Here is a 17,322-nt window from a genome sequence, read left to right as displayed (position 1 = left end):
GCATGATGGTAAGAAGCAACATATTGTCTTTATGGATAGTCATAGGGGTTTGTCTGGCGAGTGGAGGAGTGCTTCGGGCGCAAAATGTAAATGATTTGCTAGAACAGTTAGCCCAAGCCAGTGGAGTACAGGAAAAAGCCATTTTGTATTATAAAATAGCCACGCGGTATCACCAGAAGGAGGTGTATAAAAAAGCCCTGGAGTATTACCAAAAGAGTCTGATTAACCCACAGGATAAGCTGGTTGTTTTACATAGCATGGCGGCTTGTTATACAGCATTGCGCGACTATAGTGTAGCCAGCAATTACTACAAACAAGTATTGGCATTATACACCCAAAACAATAACACCAAAGGCCGTATTGGTACATTACAGCAATTGGCTACTGTAAATAAGCTTGGTGGCAATTACAGTAAAGCCTTGACCTACACCCAACAAACGCTTGTTCCTTATCAGCAGTTGGGCGATACCTACGGGCAAGCCAATGCATTGAATAACATCGGTTTTTTGCATCAAAAAATGAAGGATACCCCGCGTTCTCTTAAGGCTTTCAAACAGGCAATTGTCCTTCTCAAAAGCGATCAATCTGTTCAAGGGAAAGAAATGTATGCGCGTACTTTGCTCAATGCAGGAGTTGCTTATAGTTATTTGAAAGAGTATAAAAATGCGCAAAGCAGCTATACCAAAGCCTTGCAGGTAAGGCAAGCTCAAGGCAAGCCGCTGGAGGTAGCGCGAGTGTATAATTATATGGCTATTCAAGAGTATATATACAGTAAACACAGCCAGGCAATGGCAGAAGTTCAAAAGGCTATAGACCTGGGTGAAGCCAATCCACAACACCCGCAGGCTAACCAGGTATTGCAGGTAAGTTATCGGTTATTGGCTGAAATTTACCAGAAAGAAAACGATTTTAAGGCATACAAAAAATACTACGCCAAACATTTGGCGCTGAAAGAAAAAATAGCTGAAAGTGATCGGATAAAGCAAAAACAAATGCTGGAAAACCAGCTCAAAGCCGATAAAAAAGAAAGCCAGTTTAAAATATTGCTTGCCGAAAAAGAAAGACAGGCTTTGTCGGTGAAACAACTCAAACTAGAGGCCGAAAAGCAAGAACAAGCCCTTGCCCTTAAAGCAAAAGAACTAGAACTGTTGAAAAGGAATCAAGAACTACAAAACGCGGAGATGAAAAACCAGCAACTGGAAAAAGATCGGGTGGTACAACTACTTGCCCTTGCCAAACAAAAAGCCCGCACCGAAAAACAAAAAGCATTGGCAGCTAAAGAAAAACAAGAAGCAACTCGCCAAAAGCTATTGGCTGCCAAAGAAAAAGCAGAAAACCTGCAGAAAGCGAAGGCACTGGAGGCCGCAAAAAAAGAGAAAGCATTACAAAATGAGCAATTAAAACAAGAGAAAAACCTGCGCAGGTATGCCACTACTATACTATTGTTAGGGGCTTTACTATTTGTGCTTATGCTCATTTCTTTTTTGGCATCGCAGAGGGCACGCAAAAAATTAAAGCGTAAAAATTCTAAAATACAAAAACAAAAAGAGGAGATCGCCAATCAAAACGACGTTTTACAGCAAAATCAAGAAGAGATTATGCAGCAAAGAGATTTTATAGAGCAGAAAAACAAAGAATTGAGCATCACCAATCAAAAGTTATTGCAGGGCGAGCAAGTATTACGCAAAGCTTATACTAAACTTCAGGAAAGTCAGCAGAGCGTGAAGCAAAAAAATAAGGAGTTGAAAGAGAGTAATAACAGGATAAATAATAGTATTTCGGTAGCCCAAACCATTCAGAACGCCATATTGCCCCGAGATCAAAAAATGGCGAAGTTGCTCAAAGAACATTTTGCTATTTATCGTCCCAAGGATGTAGTAAGCGGAGACTTTTACTGGGCTGAAAAGGTAGAAAACCATATATTTTTGATTGCCGCTGACTGTACCGGACACGGAGTACCAGGGGCTATGATGAGTATGATTGGCAATACACTGCTTGATAAGATCATATTGATTAAGAGGGTGTTTGAACCTAACCAAATCCTTGAAGAATTGCACAAAGAGATACGTACAGCCCTCAATCAGGAGGAGTCGGGCGATGACAACGGAATGGATATGGTGGTAGTACGTTTAAATAAGGTACACGAAAGCAAGCCCCCTAAGAATACAACCCAGGTGACGTTTTGTGGAGCCAAAAACCCCTTGTATTATGTAGTACAGGGAACCCAACAACTCGAAATACTTAAGGGTGACAGGCGCTCGATAGGAGGGCGTCAGCCCAATATTGTGCCTTTTACTAACCAGCGCATCGTGCTTGACCAGGGTAGTTTGCTATACATAGGCAGTGACGGTTTTGTTGACCAAAACAATGAGAAGAGGGTAAGCTTTGGAACAAAAAAGTTGCATAAGCTGCTGGAAACCTGCGCTTTGCTTCCCATTAAACAACAAAAAACAATGATTGAACAAGTGCTTGATAAGCAAATGCAAAATACTACGCAAAGAGACGATATTTTGTTTATTGGGTTAAGGCTGTAGGTGTTGTTTGTAATCCAGGATTAAATAATTGAGGTGACTTCAAGCTATAAAAATAATTTGTTGAACTGTTTTAATCGTTATTATGAAAGTTCCTTATTTTTACTTGTGTGTGTTGTGCCTTAGTATAACTATGCCACTTTACGCTCAAAAACCTGATAGTGTGCTCAAAATACCTATAGAGGAGGTATTGAACCTACCAGTAGAAAAGCCAATGGATGTAAACATAGAAGTGGCATCTAAGGTCAAAGAAAAGCTTTCTGATGCCCCCTCCTCAGTAACGGTGTTTACCCAGCAAGACATTCAAAATATGGGCATTACACACCTGGAAGAGTTGCTCAACTATGTGCCTGGTTATCAGACTGGATACGATGTAGAACAAGGCAAAACTATTAGAATAGCCTCACGGGGTAGAGGCAGTGCTTTGTCAGAATCAGTGTTGTTGTTGGTAAATGGACAGCGTTTGAATGACTTGTATACAGGAGGGGTATCTGTAGTCAATCGATTGATTGCAGTAGAAAACATCAAGCAAGTAGAGGTGATCAGAGGGCCAGGGTCTGCCTTGTATGGAGCGAATGCTTTTTTGGGGGTAATTAACATTGTGACAGACCACGAAAGTAATAAAATATTGTTTGAATTGGGCAACCTGAACTCTAAAAGAATAGCGGGCAATTTTTCTAAAAAAACCAAAGATTTTACTTTCAATGCATTTGTTAAGTTGTTTACCGATGATGGCGATAGGTTTGACAATGTTCCTGATATTTTTGGTAATGGTGAAGCAACCCAAGACCCACAACAAGGCGCAGACGCCTCAGTGATGTTAAAGTATAAAAACTTTAGTGTAGGGGGGCGTTATACAGAAAGGCTTATGCGTGATTTTTTTGTATTTAGGGTGATTAATAATTATCAAAACCGGGAGTTTACTCAACAGTCATCTATATTTGCTACCTATCAGGCAGATTTTAGCCAGCGGGTGAGCCTGCAGTTGAGGGCAGATTATTCTGTTGATAAATGGGTGGCGTCAGGCTTGGCAATACCTGCCGGGCTAGAGATAGCGCCAGGATTTGCCTTGAACGAAAACTTTATTGCCGGGCCTTTGCTTGGGTCTTACTACTTTAATGCTTTGGCTGACCTGGACTGGAAAATACTAAAAAATAATGACTTGAAAGCAGGCGTAAGCTTTTCGAACACTGCCATCACCGATGTGGCAAACCTAATGAGCCACCACCCTGTGACGCTTGAATACCAGCAAGGAATGGTTGCCTTTAGGGATAGCCTGACTTTTAACGAAAAAATACCCCGTAACTTTATTGGTGCTTATATTCAAGACAAACACAGAATAGGTAACTTTTTACAAATAACTCTGGGAGTAAGGCTTGACCATTACAGTGATTTTGGTTCTTCTATCAACCCCAGAGCAGCTGTAGTATATACCACCCCGTTCAACTCTAAGTTGAAAGCCATTTATGGGCAGGCTTTCCGGGCACCCAATTACCTGGAGTTGTATGATAAAAACAACCCGGTAGATTTTGGTAACCCTGACCTGAAGGCTGAGTCTATCAGGACTATAGAGTTGGTATATTTGCAAAATATACAACAACATACCCGTATCTCAGCCACCTATTTTAACAACCAAATTGCAAACTTGATTGTGCTGGGTGACCCAATAAACGACCCTGATAACCCCTTGGGTGCCCCTGGTTTTAAAAACAGTGGAGGGCTGTCTACCCAAGGCATAGAGCTTGAACTGAAAAGTACCATTGCCAAATACCTGCAAATTACGGGTTCTTATACTTTTATTACAAGCAAAGATACCCTTCCAGTCAGCCCCCATGCGGCTTCGCTGGTTTGTAACTTTCATGTAAATAAGTGGAATGTAAACGTACATGGAATATACCGTAGTCAAATGGACTTGGTATCTGGCCAAAATGATTATGCGTTGTTAAATGCAGCGATTAGGTACAATTTTAGCAGTTTGCTAGAAGTGCATGCACAGGTGAAAAATGCCTTAAATACCACTTATTATACAGTTACCTCGGCTTTTTCTACTGGCATTGCCAACCGGGGCAGAACCTTTCAGTTAGGTTGTTCCTATAAGTTTAAGTGACCCTTTGTTCAATTCGAGTGTCTGAATACACCACTTGTCTCTTTTCCTTTGCTGCCAGTACACCTTATTAAGCGCGACCAAAATAAACATACATTTGCAATGTTCATAAGACTCATAAAAACGCTGTTGCTGGTGGTTTTTTTGCACCTACAGGCAACTGCTCAAAGTGTAGAATCACTGCTGAGTAGTTTGGCTAAAACTAATAATGCTACCGAAAAAACTGATATTTTAAATAATATTGCCCGTATACAATTAAGCTTACAGCAAGCAGATAAGGCTACTGGATATGCTCAACAAGCCCTTGCTTTGGCGAGCAAACATAACTATGCTGCCGGAAAGTCGCTGAGTCTTTTGTACCTGGGCAAAGCTTACAAGGCAAACAAACAATTGTCTAACTCGCTCAATTATTACTTGCAGGCAGCAGTAGGGTTTGAGGTGTTGCGAAATAAAACACTGCAGGCGGTGACTTACCATGACATAGGAGATTTATACCAAACCTGGCAAGCACACGAGAAAGCCATCGAGTACTACCAAAAATCATATCAATTAAAACCAGCCCCACAATTGTTAATGGCTCAGGGAAAATCATATTACCTGGCAAAAAATTACCCTAAAGCTACTGAAACCTACCAAAAGGCATTGAGCATATACCAAGCAAAACAAGATGTTGAACAAAGCCGACAAGCGCTTACAATGCTGGCGAGCATTTATACCACCACTGGACAATACCAAAAAGCATTGGCAAGCAATCAACAGTTACTTCAGTTGAACCAAAAAAGTGCCCAGTTGGGAGTACTGGCAGACACTTATAATAATATAGGTGTATTGCACCAAAAATTGGAGGAACCAACCAAGGCACTTGCTGCTTTTAACCAAGCATTGCCCTTGTACGAGCGGCTGCCAAGTAGTGTGGTGTATCAGCGTAAAAAAATAAACTTGCTGACCAATATTGGTACTATATATACTCAACAAAGGCAGTTTGGCAATGCGCTCAATCAATACCAAAAAGGGGTGAAAATAAGCAAAGCGCAACAAGCACCCTTAAAAACTGCGGAGCTATATAACTATATGGCTGCTACTTATTATGTTAGCCGTGACAATACCAATGCCTTGAGTTATGCAAAAGAGGCAGTTCGTTTGGTGAAAAACCAGCCGACTAGTGTGGCAGGGCAGCAGGTGTTGCAAAATAGTTATCAGGTGTTGGCAGGTATTTATCAGCAAAACAATCACCTTAAAAATTACCAGAAATATTATGCACTACATCAAAGCATCAAAGACAGTCTGAACAAAGCGCAAAATGCAGAGGAGCAACGCATATTGAAAGAGCAATTGGCGATAGAGAAAAAAGAAAACGAGTTTAAAATGTTGCTTTCCGAAAAGGAAAAACAAGCCTTATCGTTACAACAGCTTAAGCTTGAATCGGAGAAAAAGGCTAAAGACTTGACCTTGAAAGCAAAAGAATTGGAACTGCTCAAAAGAAATCAAGAGTTGCAAAGCGCTGAACTTAAAAACCAACAACTGGAAAAAGGAAAAGTAGAGCAGTTGTTGGCGCTTGCCGAACAAAAAGCCCGTACTGAACAGCAAAAGCTATTGACCGAAAAGCAAAAGAGAGAAACTGAGCGGCAAAAATTATTGGCTGAAAAGCAAAAAATAGAAAATTTACAAAAAGCCAAAGCGCTGGAGGCAGCCCAAAAAGAAAAGAGTTTGCATGAAGAACAGCTCAAGCAAGAAAAAACACTGAGAAGGTATGCTATAGGGTTGCTTATCTCATTGGGTTTGTTGTTGGTGTTTGTTTTATTTTCGTTTGTGGCTTCGCAAAAAGCACGTAAGAAACTAAAAAAACAAAATCTTGAAATACAAAAGCAAAAAGAAGAGATTAGTATTGCCCACGTAAATCTACAGCAAAAAACAGAAGAGATAGCGAGCCAGAATGAAGAACTTCAACAAAATCAGGAAGAGATTATGGCACAGCGAGATTTTATAGAAGTAAAGAATAATGATTTGAAAATGACCCACCACAGGCTGTTGCAAAGCGAAAAAGTGCTCAGAAAAGCGTACGATAAACTCCAAGAGAGCGAGCAACAAGTAACAGATCAAAATAAAAAACTGCAACTAGTAAACAGTAGGATTAATAATAGTATCAATGTAGCGCAATCTATTCAAAATGCTATATTGCCGCATGACCAAAAAATGCACAAGATATTGAGAGATCATTTCATTCTTTATCGTCCTAAAGACGTGGTGAGTGGTGATTTTTATTGGATAGAACAGGTAGGCAGTAAGGTGTTTTTAGTAGCGGCAGATTGTACCGGACACGGGGTGCCAGGAGCCATGATGAGCATGATTGGTTATGCATTGCTCGATAAAATAGTATTGATTAAAAAAATATATGAGCCCAACAAGGCATTGGATGAACTGCATAAAGAAGTAAAAACTGCCCTAAGTCAGGAGCAGTCGGGCAACGAAAACGGCATGGACTTGGTGATGCTATGCCTGGAAAAAAATGACCAAGGACAAACTAAAGTAACTTTTTGCGGGGCTAAAAATCCTTTATATTATTTTGAAAAAGGCAACGATCAAGTACAATTGTTGAAAGGCGATCGACGCTCGATAGGAGGCAAACAGGCGAGCAATGTACACTTTACCAATCAGGAAATATGGCTAGAAGAAGGAAGTTTATTGTACCTGGGAAGCGATGGTTTAGTAGACCAGAACAATGAGCGGCGTAAGAGTTTTGGTACCAAAAAACTGCATAAATTGCTGGAAGCTTGTGCACAACTTGAGGTCGATCAACAAAAAAGGCTGATGGAACACACCCTGGAGAATCAAATGCAAAATACTACCCAGAGAGACGATATTTTATTTTTAGGAGTGAGGCTATAGTGTATTAATTGGCAAATAGCTTTTTTTCTAAAAAGATTTTAAGCATCTCAGCCAGGTGTTTTAGTTTTTAAGGTGTAAACAAGTTATATAAGATAATGTTTTGAAGTTAACTGTGACAAAACAGCACATTTTTTGACTATATTTATGATAGCAGACCCAATATCAATACTCCGCAGTGATTTTAGCCAAAGTTGACTACTGATTAACTCGTTGAGCTCACCGTAGCAGAGCTACAGGCTCGGTTATCAGTGCAAAACTATTTAATTGCACGTTTATACCTAAAGCTGAAACCCTTTTAAAAATAAAGTAGGTAAATAAATTTAGTATAAACTACTGATTTACAGGGCTTAATAAGGTAAATATTTACTCGAATCAGCTATGGACTACGGACTAAATACTATGGACTATTGTAATATACCACACCATTATTTGCCTATAAACCTTTACAGCTACCTAAAATCTGCTAAAAATCAACCATTAATCAAGCACTAAACGGTTTATGAGACAAATCTGCGCTTTACTATGTTCACTTCTCCTGTTGGCAAGCAATGATCAGCTTCTGGCACAAGACCCAGACAATTTGTTTAAAGAGTCGTTGGAAGAGTTAATGAAGCAACCTGTAGCCAAAAGTTTATTTGATGTGAAAATTACCACTGCAAGTCTTAACGAAGAATTGTCAGGCAAGGCATTGGCTATGACCAGGGTAATCACCGCTGAGCAAATACGTTTACGCAACTATCAGTCGTTGAGAGATGTATTAATGGATTTGCCTGATTTTAAAGTAGATGATATAAACGATGAAAACTCATTCAATACCTTCATTACAAGAGGCATTGTGGGGCAAGAAAAGTTTGTTATTTTGCTTGATGGAGTGCGTATCTCATCGCCCACCAACGAAAGAATGCCCATTGCAGAAAACTATCCCGTATATTTTGCCAAACAAATAGAAATAGTATATGGTTCTGCTTCTGCCTTGTATGGAGCCGATGCCGTGGCGGGAGTGATCAATATCATTACTAAAACATCAGCCAAAAACTTTGAGGTGGAGTTTGCGCCATCTATGGGCAATTATAACACCTACAATGGAGACTTATTTTTGTATAAAAAAATAGGCAAGGCTTCGCTTACCCTGGCAGGCAAGTATTTCCAGGAGCAAACTCCCGACTTGAACGAAAGAACTACTGACGATCCTGTGTTTGACTTGAGTGGTTACAATACGGGTACTTTTAATACTGTCTTTGGTACTATCACACCCACTGTTCCGGTATCCCCTACACTGGAAGCTCCACGAAAGGCTTACGCTGTATTTGGTTCGCTCAAGATGGAAGATTTCCAGTTCAATATGTTTTACAATTATTTGCAGCATTCGTCGTCGATACAGGTTACTCCCAACAATTCTATTTACAACAAAGATGTACTCTATGGGCAAGGAGTGTTGATGAGTAGTATTAATTACACAAAAAAACTGAGAAATCTGCGTTTATCCTCTTCGCTAATGGGGAGCATCTATGAGATGGACCCCCGCACCAATTTTCGCAATGTATTTGTAGGAATGGCTACTGGCTATAAATATGCCTTGGGCAACGAAATAAAGCTAAACCAAACCGTCAACTGGCAAATCAACCGTAACCTAAACGTGGTAGGAGGATTCACTTTTGAGTTTTTTAACTCCATACCCAAAACGGCCGATTTGTCGGATCCAATTAATCCTCGGCAGGGTATTCAGGGAACTATTACAGGGACTGATTTACCTGCGGAGTTTTTCCAGGTCAATTACTCAAATATAGGAGGCTTTGCCCAAATACAGTATGCCCCCAATCAAGTATTTAGTTTTACGTTAGGTAGCCGTTATGATAACAATTCGAGGTTTGGAACCACCCTTAACCCCCGAATGGGCGTAGTGGTGCAAGCTTCCAAAAAACTCGCCTTACGGCTAATGTATGGTTCTTCTTTTCTGGCGCCCAGCCCCTTGCGTACTTTCGAGCATTATGGTTCTTTTTTCTCTAATGATGGTGGACAAACCTATCAATCATTTTTTTGGCATTTGCCCAACCCTGACTTAAAACCTATTCAGGCAAAAAACCTGGACTTTGGGGCACGTTATTTTATTACCGATGCGTTTTCGGTGAGCATCAATAGTTACTATACCTGGCTCACCGACTTGTTTAACGATAAGTCGGATGCGGATCATACCAATATTTATAATGGACAATTTCTGGGTTGGAACGTTGACTTTATAGAAGTACCCGTAAACGAGGGGCAGCAACAAAACTATGGAGGGAGTCTACAGTTAGACTATCGCAAGGAAATGAAAAATACTAAACTAAATGCCTATTTTATTGTAAGCTATGTAGACGGTAGGGTAGATGTACTAGGTGATGGCAACAAGGCAGAAATAGAACTGGTGGCTCCCTGGCAAATAAAAACAGGCATAGACTTTAGTTATAAAAGCTTTTCTGTTTCACCTCGCTTGGTATGGGTAGGCGAGCAACGTATGAACGCGTTTCAGGCAGATAACCCTACCAAAAGACAAACCCTGGATGGGTATGCATTGCTTAATGTGTCGTTGCGTTACCAATTATACAAAAAATCAGGTATTTTCATCAATGTGTTCAATGCCTTGAATCAAAAATATCGAGTATCCAATTTTAGTGGCAACAAAGACAACCCCTCTCACGCATTTTTTGGTGCCCCCCAATTACCTTTACGCATTCAGGGAGGCTTGCAGGTAAACCTTTAGCTTATGATAAGTATAACGATCGCCTATTTAAGAAAAACCTTGCTGCTATGGCTGTTTATTGGAACCCTTTGTGCAACGGGGAGTTTGCATGCCCAAAACGTGAACCAGTTATTGATCCAACTCGACAAAACCCAACAACCAGTGGCTAAGGTGCCACTATTGCAGCAAATAGGCAGTGCATACCAACAACAAAATGCCCATAAAAAAGCTATAGAATATTTTGAAACTGCGCATCAGATTGAAAAGCAAAGCAAGCTACCCCTTGCCCGTACGCTCAAAAGCCTGGGTTATTCTTTTAAACAATTAGGCAACTACAAACAGGCTATCCAACGCTTTGAAGAGGTGCTACAAACAAATATTGAAAAAGACGAACGGTTGGACATACTCGAAGAGCTGGCCACTTTGCATAAGCACGAAAAAAACTATGCAAAGGCTATAGAGTATACCAGCCAAATATTAGCGATTCATCAAAACAGCAACGATATCCCCAAAGTAGCCAATGCCTATAACAACCTGGGGTATTTGTATAAAAAAGCCGACAATCAACAAAAGTCGCTCGAAAGCTACAACCAGGCACTCACCGTTGGGCAAAGGGTTAGCCCTGGGATGAACGCAAATGCACGGGCAATTGCCTACATCAATACAGGGGTAGCCTATACCAGTATTGGTAAGTATCGCGAAGCCCGGTCTTATTATATCAAAGCGCTTGATATTAGAGAGAAACAAGGCAACCCTGCCGAAATAGCCGATACCTATAACTATTTGGCGGTATATTATTATTTGAGTGGCAACAACAGCAAGGCAATCTCCCAAGCAAATAAAGCTATAGACTTGGCAGAACCCATAAAAGCTGAAAAGGTATTGGTAAGCAGTTATAAGCTGTTGTCAGAGGTGTATCAACAAGAGAAAGCCTTTGAGGAGTCGCAAAAGTACTTTAAAAAACACCAGGAGCTAAAAGATAAAATGGCTCGCCAACAGCGTGTAGCCCAGCAAAAGCTATTGCAAAAGCAGGTGGATGTAGAAAAACAAGAAAGTAAACTAAAGGCACTTATTGCCGAAAGAAACCGCAAAGAGGCTGAGTTGAAGCAATCGGAGCTGGAAAGAAAACAACAACAACAAGCGCTCAAGCTGAAAGAGCAAGAGCTGGCTTTGCTGAAGCGTAATCAAGAATTACAACAAGAGCAGTTTAAAAACCAACGACTGGAAAAAGAGCGGGTAGAGCAGTTGCTCGCACTGGCTGAACAAAAGGCCAATACTGAAAAGCAAAAGCGCCTTGCCGAAAAGCAGAAGGCTATAGCAGAGCAACGAAGACGTGAAGCCGAAAAACAAAAGTTAGTAGCAGCTAAAGAAAAAGCGGAGCGCATGCAACAGAGTAAGGCACTTGAGGCAGCCCAAAAAGAAAAGGAGTTGCAACAAGAGCAGCTTAAGCAAGAGAAAACACTGAGAAAGTACGGCACTATATTGCTTATATTGGGTGCCTTGCTGTTGGGTTTTGTGTTGTTTGCTTTTATCGCCTCACAAAGGGGGCGACGGAAACTAAAACAGCAAAATGCAGAAATTCAATTGCAAAAAGAGGAAATCGCAACGCAAAACGAAGAGCTACACCAAAACCATGAGGAGATCATGTCTCAACGTGATTTTATCGAGAAAAAAAACAAGGAAATGGAATTTACCAATAGTAAATTACGCCAGAGTGAACACGTATTACGCAAGGCTTACGAGCAACTCAAAGAAAGTGAAGAAAGTATTAAGGAAAAAAACAGCCAGATTCATAAAAGTATCACTGCAGCCCAAACTATACAACAGGCTATATTGCCCTACCATAAAAATGTAGAGACTGCTTTGGGTGAACACTTTATTATGTATGCCCCAAAAGATGTGGTGAGCGGCGATTTTTATTGGATAAAAAAAGTACAAGGCAAGGTATTTCTAATTGCAGCTGATTGTACTGGACACGGAGTGCCAGGAGCATTTATGAGTATGATTGGCAAAGCTCTGATCGATAAGTTGATTTTGATTAAAGATTTGCTTGAACCTGCTGAAATATTACATAAACTGCACGATGAAATAAAAATGGCGTTGCGGCAAGAAGAAACTGGGAATAACAACGGGATGGATTTGGTGATTTTACGCCTCGAACATTTAGAAAATCAAGTAAATATTATGTTTGCCGGCGCCAAAAGTTCTATGTATTATATAGAAAAAGGCATCACCGAGTTACAAGTGCTCAAAGGTGATCGTCGCTCGATTGGTGGGTATCAAAACGATGATATTTTGTTTAATAACCAACAAATTACCCTGCCCAAGGGTAGTTTGATTTACGTAGGAAGCGATGGTTTTGTAGATCAAAACAATGTGCGCAGGCGGAGTTTTGGCAATAAGCGACTCAACAAACTTTTGCTAGACAATATGGATGAGCCTTTGTCTAAACAAAAGCAAGCCCTGGAAGAAGCCCTCAAAGTCCACATGGAGGGTACCACCCAACGCGATGATATTTTGTTTATAGGGGTAAAGCTTTAAGTACATTTAAGCGCTTGTTAGGGGCATTTTTGAAAGTAATTATGATGAATTTGCTATCAGTATGCGTTAAACCGAGCTTTATCGAGAGCTGTTTCACCTTTGAAAATTAATGTTTAAACTAATTTTGAATGAATAGTAGCGCTATGCTGGTAGTCAAAATCATGCAATAACGCCAAAGCTTACAGCCCCAACAAGCTCTTACTCAGGGTTACATCTGATTGGTTCTCATAGCAAGTATATGTGATGATATAGTTTTATAAAATGACAGAAACTCCCAGGGTAAATATTCTGGTAGGGGAGGAGCTGTCTTTGGCATACGAAAATACCAGCTCAAATTCTGTATTATCCACCTTGGCTCGTAGCCCGCTGCTAAGTGCAAGCCCTCTAATTCGGTTTTCTTCATCTGCTACAGGCGAAGCAAAAAGTCCACTATAAATACCATAGCCAGCTCCCATAAAAGCACCTAAACGTGAACGGTTGTTGGGGGTTGCGTGGCGTCCAAAGTGAATTTCTGACATAATGGGTACTCCAATTAGAAAAAAATGTTCGTCATTAGAGCTTTGTCCACCTGAAGCTATTTTGAGTTGAGTACCAAGCGATATGCTGCTGTTGCCAAGCTTGATTAGATGTAGTCTTGGAGAATAATCAAGACCAATACTGCTAAGGAATGGTGTAAAAATAAAGTTCTATAGTTTAACAAAATATTTTGTTGGCAGGAGAGGCAAAAAAACGCGGCATAGCAGCGCTACGACAAGTTTTTTTAACGAATTCTGTCAGCGAAAGATGAGGTTAAGAATGTAAATTTATTTTGGTACCATTCCTAAGTGTGTTATAATGCCCTTCGAAGATAAAAAAATAGGCGCCTGCAGAGTGAGAAAACGATACCTGCCCAAATGAGGTACGAAGTGTTCCCAATGTGCATAAAATAATGATTAATAGAGTTATTCTGATTTTTTTCATTTGATTTAAAGATGAAGTTTGTCACCAATATTTGTGTGTATTGTTTAAAGCTTAAATGGCTTTACTTTGCAAGTTACCTCTTTGCACTTAATTGCCCAAATAAAAATAGTTACCCATTGGACTAAATGCATTATGTTTTCATAAAAAACGTTGGACAGTAAATCAGACAAATGTTTATGAGCAACGAAATATGTACTCTACCCTACTATTTTTTCGCCTTGGTTTGTGTCTCCACAAATCGCCTCATTACAGCGTCTGGGAACAGTGTTTTTCAAGGTTTCGATCAGCTCGTGGAGACATGAGCTGAGGCGATGACGGTACTTTTGAAAAAAAGCTGGGTAGAGTACGAAATATGCTAATTGTTATATACAAGATTGATGAGCGGTGTTTGGAATAAAGGTATAACAAAAAAGCCCACATGGATGACAACCATGCGGGCTTTTGCCATTTGTGCTACCTTAAAACAATCCTTCCAACAACTGATCATCTACCAGGTGAGGCAAGGTTACTTTCAACTCAGGCGAGCGTTCCATTTCGCGTTCTATGGCAAAACGTGCGTTTTGGTTGCGTGCCCATGAGCGACGAGCAATGCCATTGTTTACATCATAAAAAAGCATTTTTTTCAAACGGTTTTCTGCGGCTGTGCTACCATCCAACAGCATGCCAAAGCCACCATTGATCACTTCGCCCCAGCCAACTCCGCCACCGTTATGAATAGATACCCAAGTAGCGCCTCTAAAACTATCGCCAATCACATTATGAATTGCCATGTCAGCCGTAAACTTGCTGCCATCATAAATATTGCTGGTTTCGCGGTAAGGCGAATCGGTGCCACTTACATCGTGATGATCGCGCCCTAATACTATAGGCGCCGAGATTTCTCCCTTGGCAATGGCGGTATTAAAAGCCTCAGCGATTTTGGCACGCCCTTCGGCATCGGAGTACAAAATACGGGCTTGCGAACCCACTACCATGTTGTTTTTGCCAGCCTCTGCAATCCATTGAATGTTATCTTCCATCTGTTGTTGAATCTCTTCGGGCGAACTCGCTTTGATTTCTTCCAACACTTGGGTGGCTATAGCATCTGATTTGGCAAGGTCTTCTGCCTTGCCCGATGTACACACCCAGCGAAAAGGACCAAAACCATAGTCGAAACACATAGGACCTAAGATGTCTTGCACATACGAAGGGTAACGGAAGTCTATGCCATTGTCGGCCAATACATCGGCACCAGCACGCGACGACTCCAGCAAAAATGCATTGCCATAGTCAAAGAAGTAAGTACCCTTGGCGCAGTGTTTATTTACTGCGGCCACGTGGCGACGCAACGATTCGTATACTTTTTCCTTGAAAGCTTCAGGTTCATTGCGGATCATCTCATTGGCCTCTTCAAACGATACGCCTGCCGGGTAATATCCTCCCGAAAAAGGATTGTGCAAAGAGGTTTGATCAGAGCCTACATGCACAAAAACACCTGCTTCGTAGAACTTTTCCCATACTTCTACTACATTGCCACAGTAAGCAATAGACACCACTTCTTGGTTTGCCTGAGCTTCTTTTACCCTGGCTATCAGCTCGTCTATATTGTCGATCAATACATCTACCCAGCCCTGGCTGTGACGTTTTTTGGCAGCGGCTTTGTTTACTTCAGCGCACACTGTTACACAGCGGGCAATGTTGCCTGCTTTGGGTTGAGCTCCACTCATTCCACCCAGGCCTGCCGTCAGAAAAATTTTACCTTCCGAAGTTTCACCTTTGGGCAATGTATTGCGAAAAGCATTCATTACTGTAATAGTGGTGCCGTGTACAATACCCTGAGGACCAATGTACATATAAGAGCCTGCTGTCATTTGCCCATATTGGGTCACGCCCAATGCGTTGAATTTTTCCCAGTCATCGGGTTTCGAGTAATTCGGAATCATCATTCCATTGGTTACTATTACGCGAGGAGCTTCGGTAGACGAAGGAAACAGCCCCATAGGGTGTCCCGAATACATATGCAAGGTTTGTTCGTTGGTCATAGTAGCCAGGTATTGCATCGTGAGCAGGTACTGCGCCCAGTTTTGAAATACGGCTCCGTTGCCTCCATAAGTAATCAACTCTTCGGGGTGTTGTGCTACAGCGGGGTCAAGGTTGTTGTGAATCATAAGCATAATAGAGGCTGCCTGACGCGACTTTGCCGGGTACTCGTCAATGGGACGGGCGTACATCTCATAAGCGGGCTTAAACCTGTACATATAGATACGCCCGTAGTCGTTGAGTTCTTCGGCAAACTCTGGTGCAAGTGTTGGGTGCCAAGCCTCCGGAAAGTATCGCAAGGCATTGCGAATGGCCAGTTTTTTCTCGTCTGGCGACAATATGTCTTTACGTTTGGGGGCACGGTGAGCGTTTTGAGGGTACTCTCGTTTTGCTGGAAGTTCAGCCGGAAGCCCCTGTAGTATTTGTTGTTTGAAATTAGTGGTGGTTGTGAGCATTTTTCTAATGTTTAATATCGTGGTGTATAACTGATAACCAGTGAGTTAATAGTTTTCTATGGACTATTGACTATCAACTATGGACTAATATTCAAATTTCTTAATATTTTTGATGCTTAACAAGACTATTTTAGGCAATAATTGATAACAATGGGTAATCAAATAGAACTACGGCACCTTAAGTACTTTTTGGCGGTAGCCGAAGACTTACATTTTAGAAAAGCTGCCGAACGCTTATATATTTCTCAGCCAGGGTTGAGTCGCCAAATCAAGCAAATGGAAGATGATCTAGGGGTACAGTTGTTTGAGCGTAACAATCGCAAAGTAGGGCTGACCCCTGTTGGCTTGTACCTTAAGCAGGAATTGTCTATGGTGATCAAAAATCTGGATGAAGTATTGCAGCACGCCAAACTAATGGAAGAGGGCAAAGAGGGAAGTGTTACACTAGGTTATGTGGGGTCGGCTATGCAAAATATTATTCCTGAATTGCTTATTAAATTTCGTGAAACTCATCCCACCATTCGTTTTAGCCTAAACGAAATGAACAATACAGGACAGGTCAAAGCTTTGCTCAACAAAGAGATAGACGTGGGCTTTGTCAGGCTCAATCAAGTACCCGAAGACTTAGCGCTTCGCCCAGTACTCAACGATACCTTTACTTTGGTATTACCCGCCAATCATCCATTAAGTGCCTACAACTTTGAGTCTTTACATCAGCTAGAAGCAGAGGAGTTTATTTTGTTTGAGAAAGCATACAGTCCAGTATACTATGAGCGAGTGATGAGCTTGTTTGAGTATGCAGGTTTTTCTCCTAAAGTATCACATTATACAGTGCATGCCAATACTATTTTCAGGTTGGTAGAAAACCGCTTTGGTGTATCTATCATTCCTACTTCGCTCAAAGAAGGTTATGCCATGAATGTAAAGTTTATAGAGTTACAAGATATTCCCATCAGGGCAGTACTATCCGTAGTTTGGAATAAGAAAAACCGCAACCCCACTTTGCAAAAAATACTAGAGTTGCTTTGATCTGTTGTGAAGCCATTCAAATAGAGGAGTGTTGGGTAAATAAAAGTAGTAAAACCACATCTCATTTGCTTCAAACAG

The 17,322-nt window shown here is 41.1% G+C and carries 8 protein-coding genes; 6 read left to right on the top strand and 2 right to left on the bottom strand.

The features are described from left to right. Positions 1-2 precede the first annotated feature (2 nt). The 5 genes from Q0954_RS02330 (at position 3) to Q0954_RS02310 (ending at position 12,781) form a co-directional block, all read left to right on the top strand. Positions 3-2,534 (top strand): SpoIIE family protein phosphatase, encoded by a 2,532-nt coding sequence (locus tag Q0954_RS02330; RefSeq protein WP_299453080.1) that lies wholly within the window; start codon positions 3-5, stop codon positions 2,532-2,534. A gap of 130 nt (positions 2,535-2,664) precedes the next feature. Continuing rightward, complete coding sequence (locus Q0954_RS02325; RefSeq protein ID WP_299453078.1) at positions 2,665-4,638, top strand: TonB-dependent receptor; 1,974 nt, start codon at positions 2,665-2,667, stop codon at positions 4,636-4,638. 99 nt (positions 4,639-4,737) lie between these two features. After that, positions 4,738-7,521, top strand: a complete 2,784-nt coding sequence (locus tag Q0954_RS02320; protein ID WP_299453075.1) for a tetratricopeptide repeat protein — start codon at positions 4,738-4,740, stop codon at positions 7,519-7,521. 499 nt (positions 7,522-8,020) lie between these two features. Next, positions 8,021-10,261: a TonB-dependent siderophore receptor gene (locus Q0954_RS02315; RefSeq protein WP_299453073.1), complete on the top strand. Its 2,241-nt coding sequence runs from the start codon at positions 8,021-8,023 to the stop codon at positions 10,259-10,261. Between the two features lie 3 nt (positions 10,262-10,264). Then, a complete protein-coding gene (locus tag Q0954_RS02310) occupies positions 10,265-12,781 on the top strand; it encodes a tetratricopeptide repeat protein (protein ID WP_299453071.1) in 2,517 nt (838 codons plus the stop codon). A gap of 254 nt (positions 12,782-13,035) precedes the next feature. On the opposite strand, the gene Q0954_RS02305 is transcribed toward Q0954_RS02310, so the two are convergent. Beyond that, positions 13,036-13,299 carry a hypothetical protein gene (locus Q0954_RS02305; protein WP_299453069.1) on the bottom strand — a complete coding sequence of 88 codons (264 nt, stop codon included), beginning with the start codon at positions 13,297-13,299 and terminating at the stop codon, positions 13,036-13,038. Positions 13,300-14,199: 900 nt separating this feature from the next. Next, positions 14,200-16,215: a urocanate hydratase gene (locus Q0954_RS02300; protein WP_299453067.1), complete on the bottom strand. Its 2,016-nt coding sequence runs from the start codon at positions 16,213-16,215 to the stop codon at positions 14,200-14,202. Between the two features lie 150 nt (positions 16,216-16,365). Here Q0954_RS02300 and Q0954_RS02295 point away from each other — a divergent pair, with 150 nt between their 5' ends. Further along, positions 16,366-17,244, top strand: coding sequence for a LysR family transcriptional regulator (locus tag Q0954_RS02295; RefSeq protein ID WP_299453064.1), 879 nt, complete (start codon positions 16,366-16,368; stop codon positions 17,242-17,244). Positions 17,245-17,322: the final 78 nt, after the last annotated feature.

Source organism: uncultured Microscilla sp., assembly GCF_947493425.1.
GTDB lineage: Bacteria > Bacteroidota > Bacteroidia > Cytophagales > Microscillaceae > Microscilla.
This window is presented reverse-complemented; position numbering and strand designations above follow the sequence as displayed.

Bases quoted from the DNA above. Each gene is read 5' to 3' on its own strand.
- Q0954_RS02330 (WP_299453080.1), top strand. From the start codon at position 3: ATGATGGTAAGAAGCAACATATTGTCTTTATGGATAGTCATAGGGGTT.
- Q0954_RS02325 (WP_299453078.1), top strand. From the start codon at position 2,665: ATGCCACTTTACGCTCAAAAACCTGATAGTGTGCTCAAAATACCTATA.
- Q0954_RS02320 (WP_299453075.1), top strand. From the start codon at position 4,738: ATGTTCATAAGACTCATAAAAACGCTGTTGCTGGTGGTTTTTTTGCAC.
- Q0954_RS02315 (WP_299453073.1), top strand. From the start codon at position 8,021: ATGAGACAAATCTGCGCTTTACTATGTTCACTTCTCCTGTTGGCAAGC.
- Q0954_RS02310 (WP_299453071.1), top strand. From the start codon at position 10,265: ATGATAAGTATAACGATCGCCTATTTAAGAAAAACCTTGCTGCTATGG.
- Q0954_RS02305 (WP_299453069.1), bottom strand. From the start codon at position 13,299: ATGTCAGAAATTCACTTTGGACGCCACGCAACCCCCAACAACCGTTCA.
- Q0954_RS02300 (WP_299453067.1), bottom strand. From the start codon at position 16,215: ATGCTCACAACCACCACTAATTTCAAACAACAAATACTACAGGGGCTT.
- Q0954_RS02295 (WP_299453064.1), top strand. From the start codon at position 16,366: ATGGGTAATCAAATAGAACTACGGCACCTTAAGTACTTTTTGGCGGTA.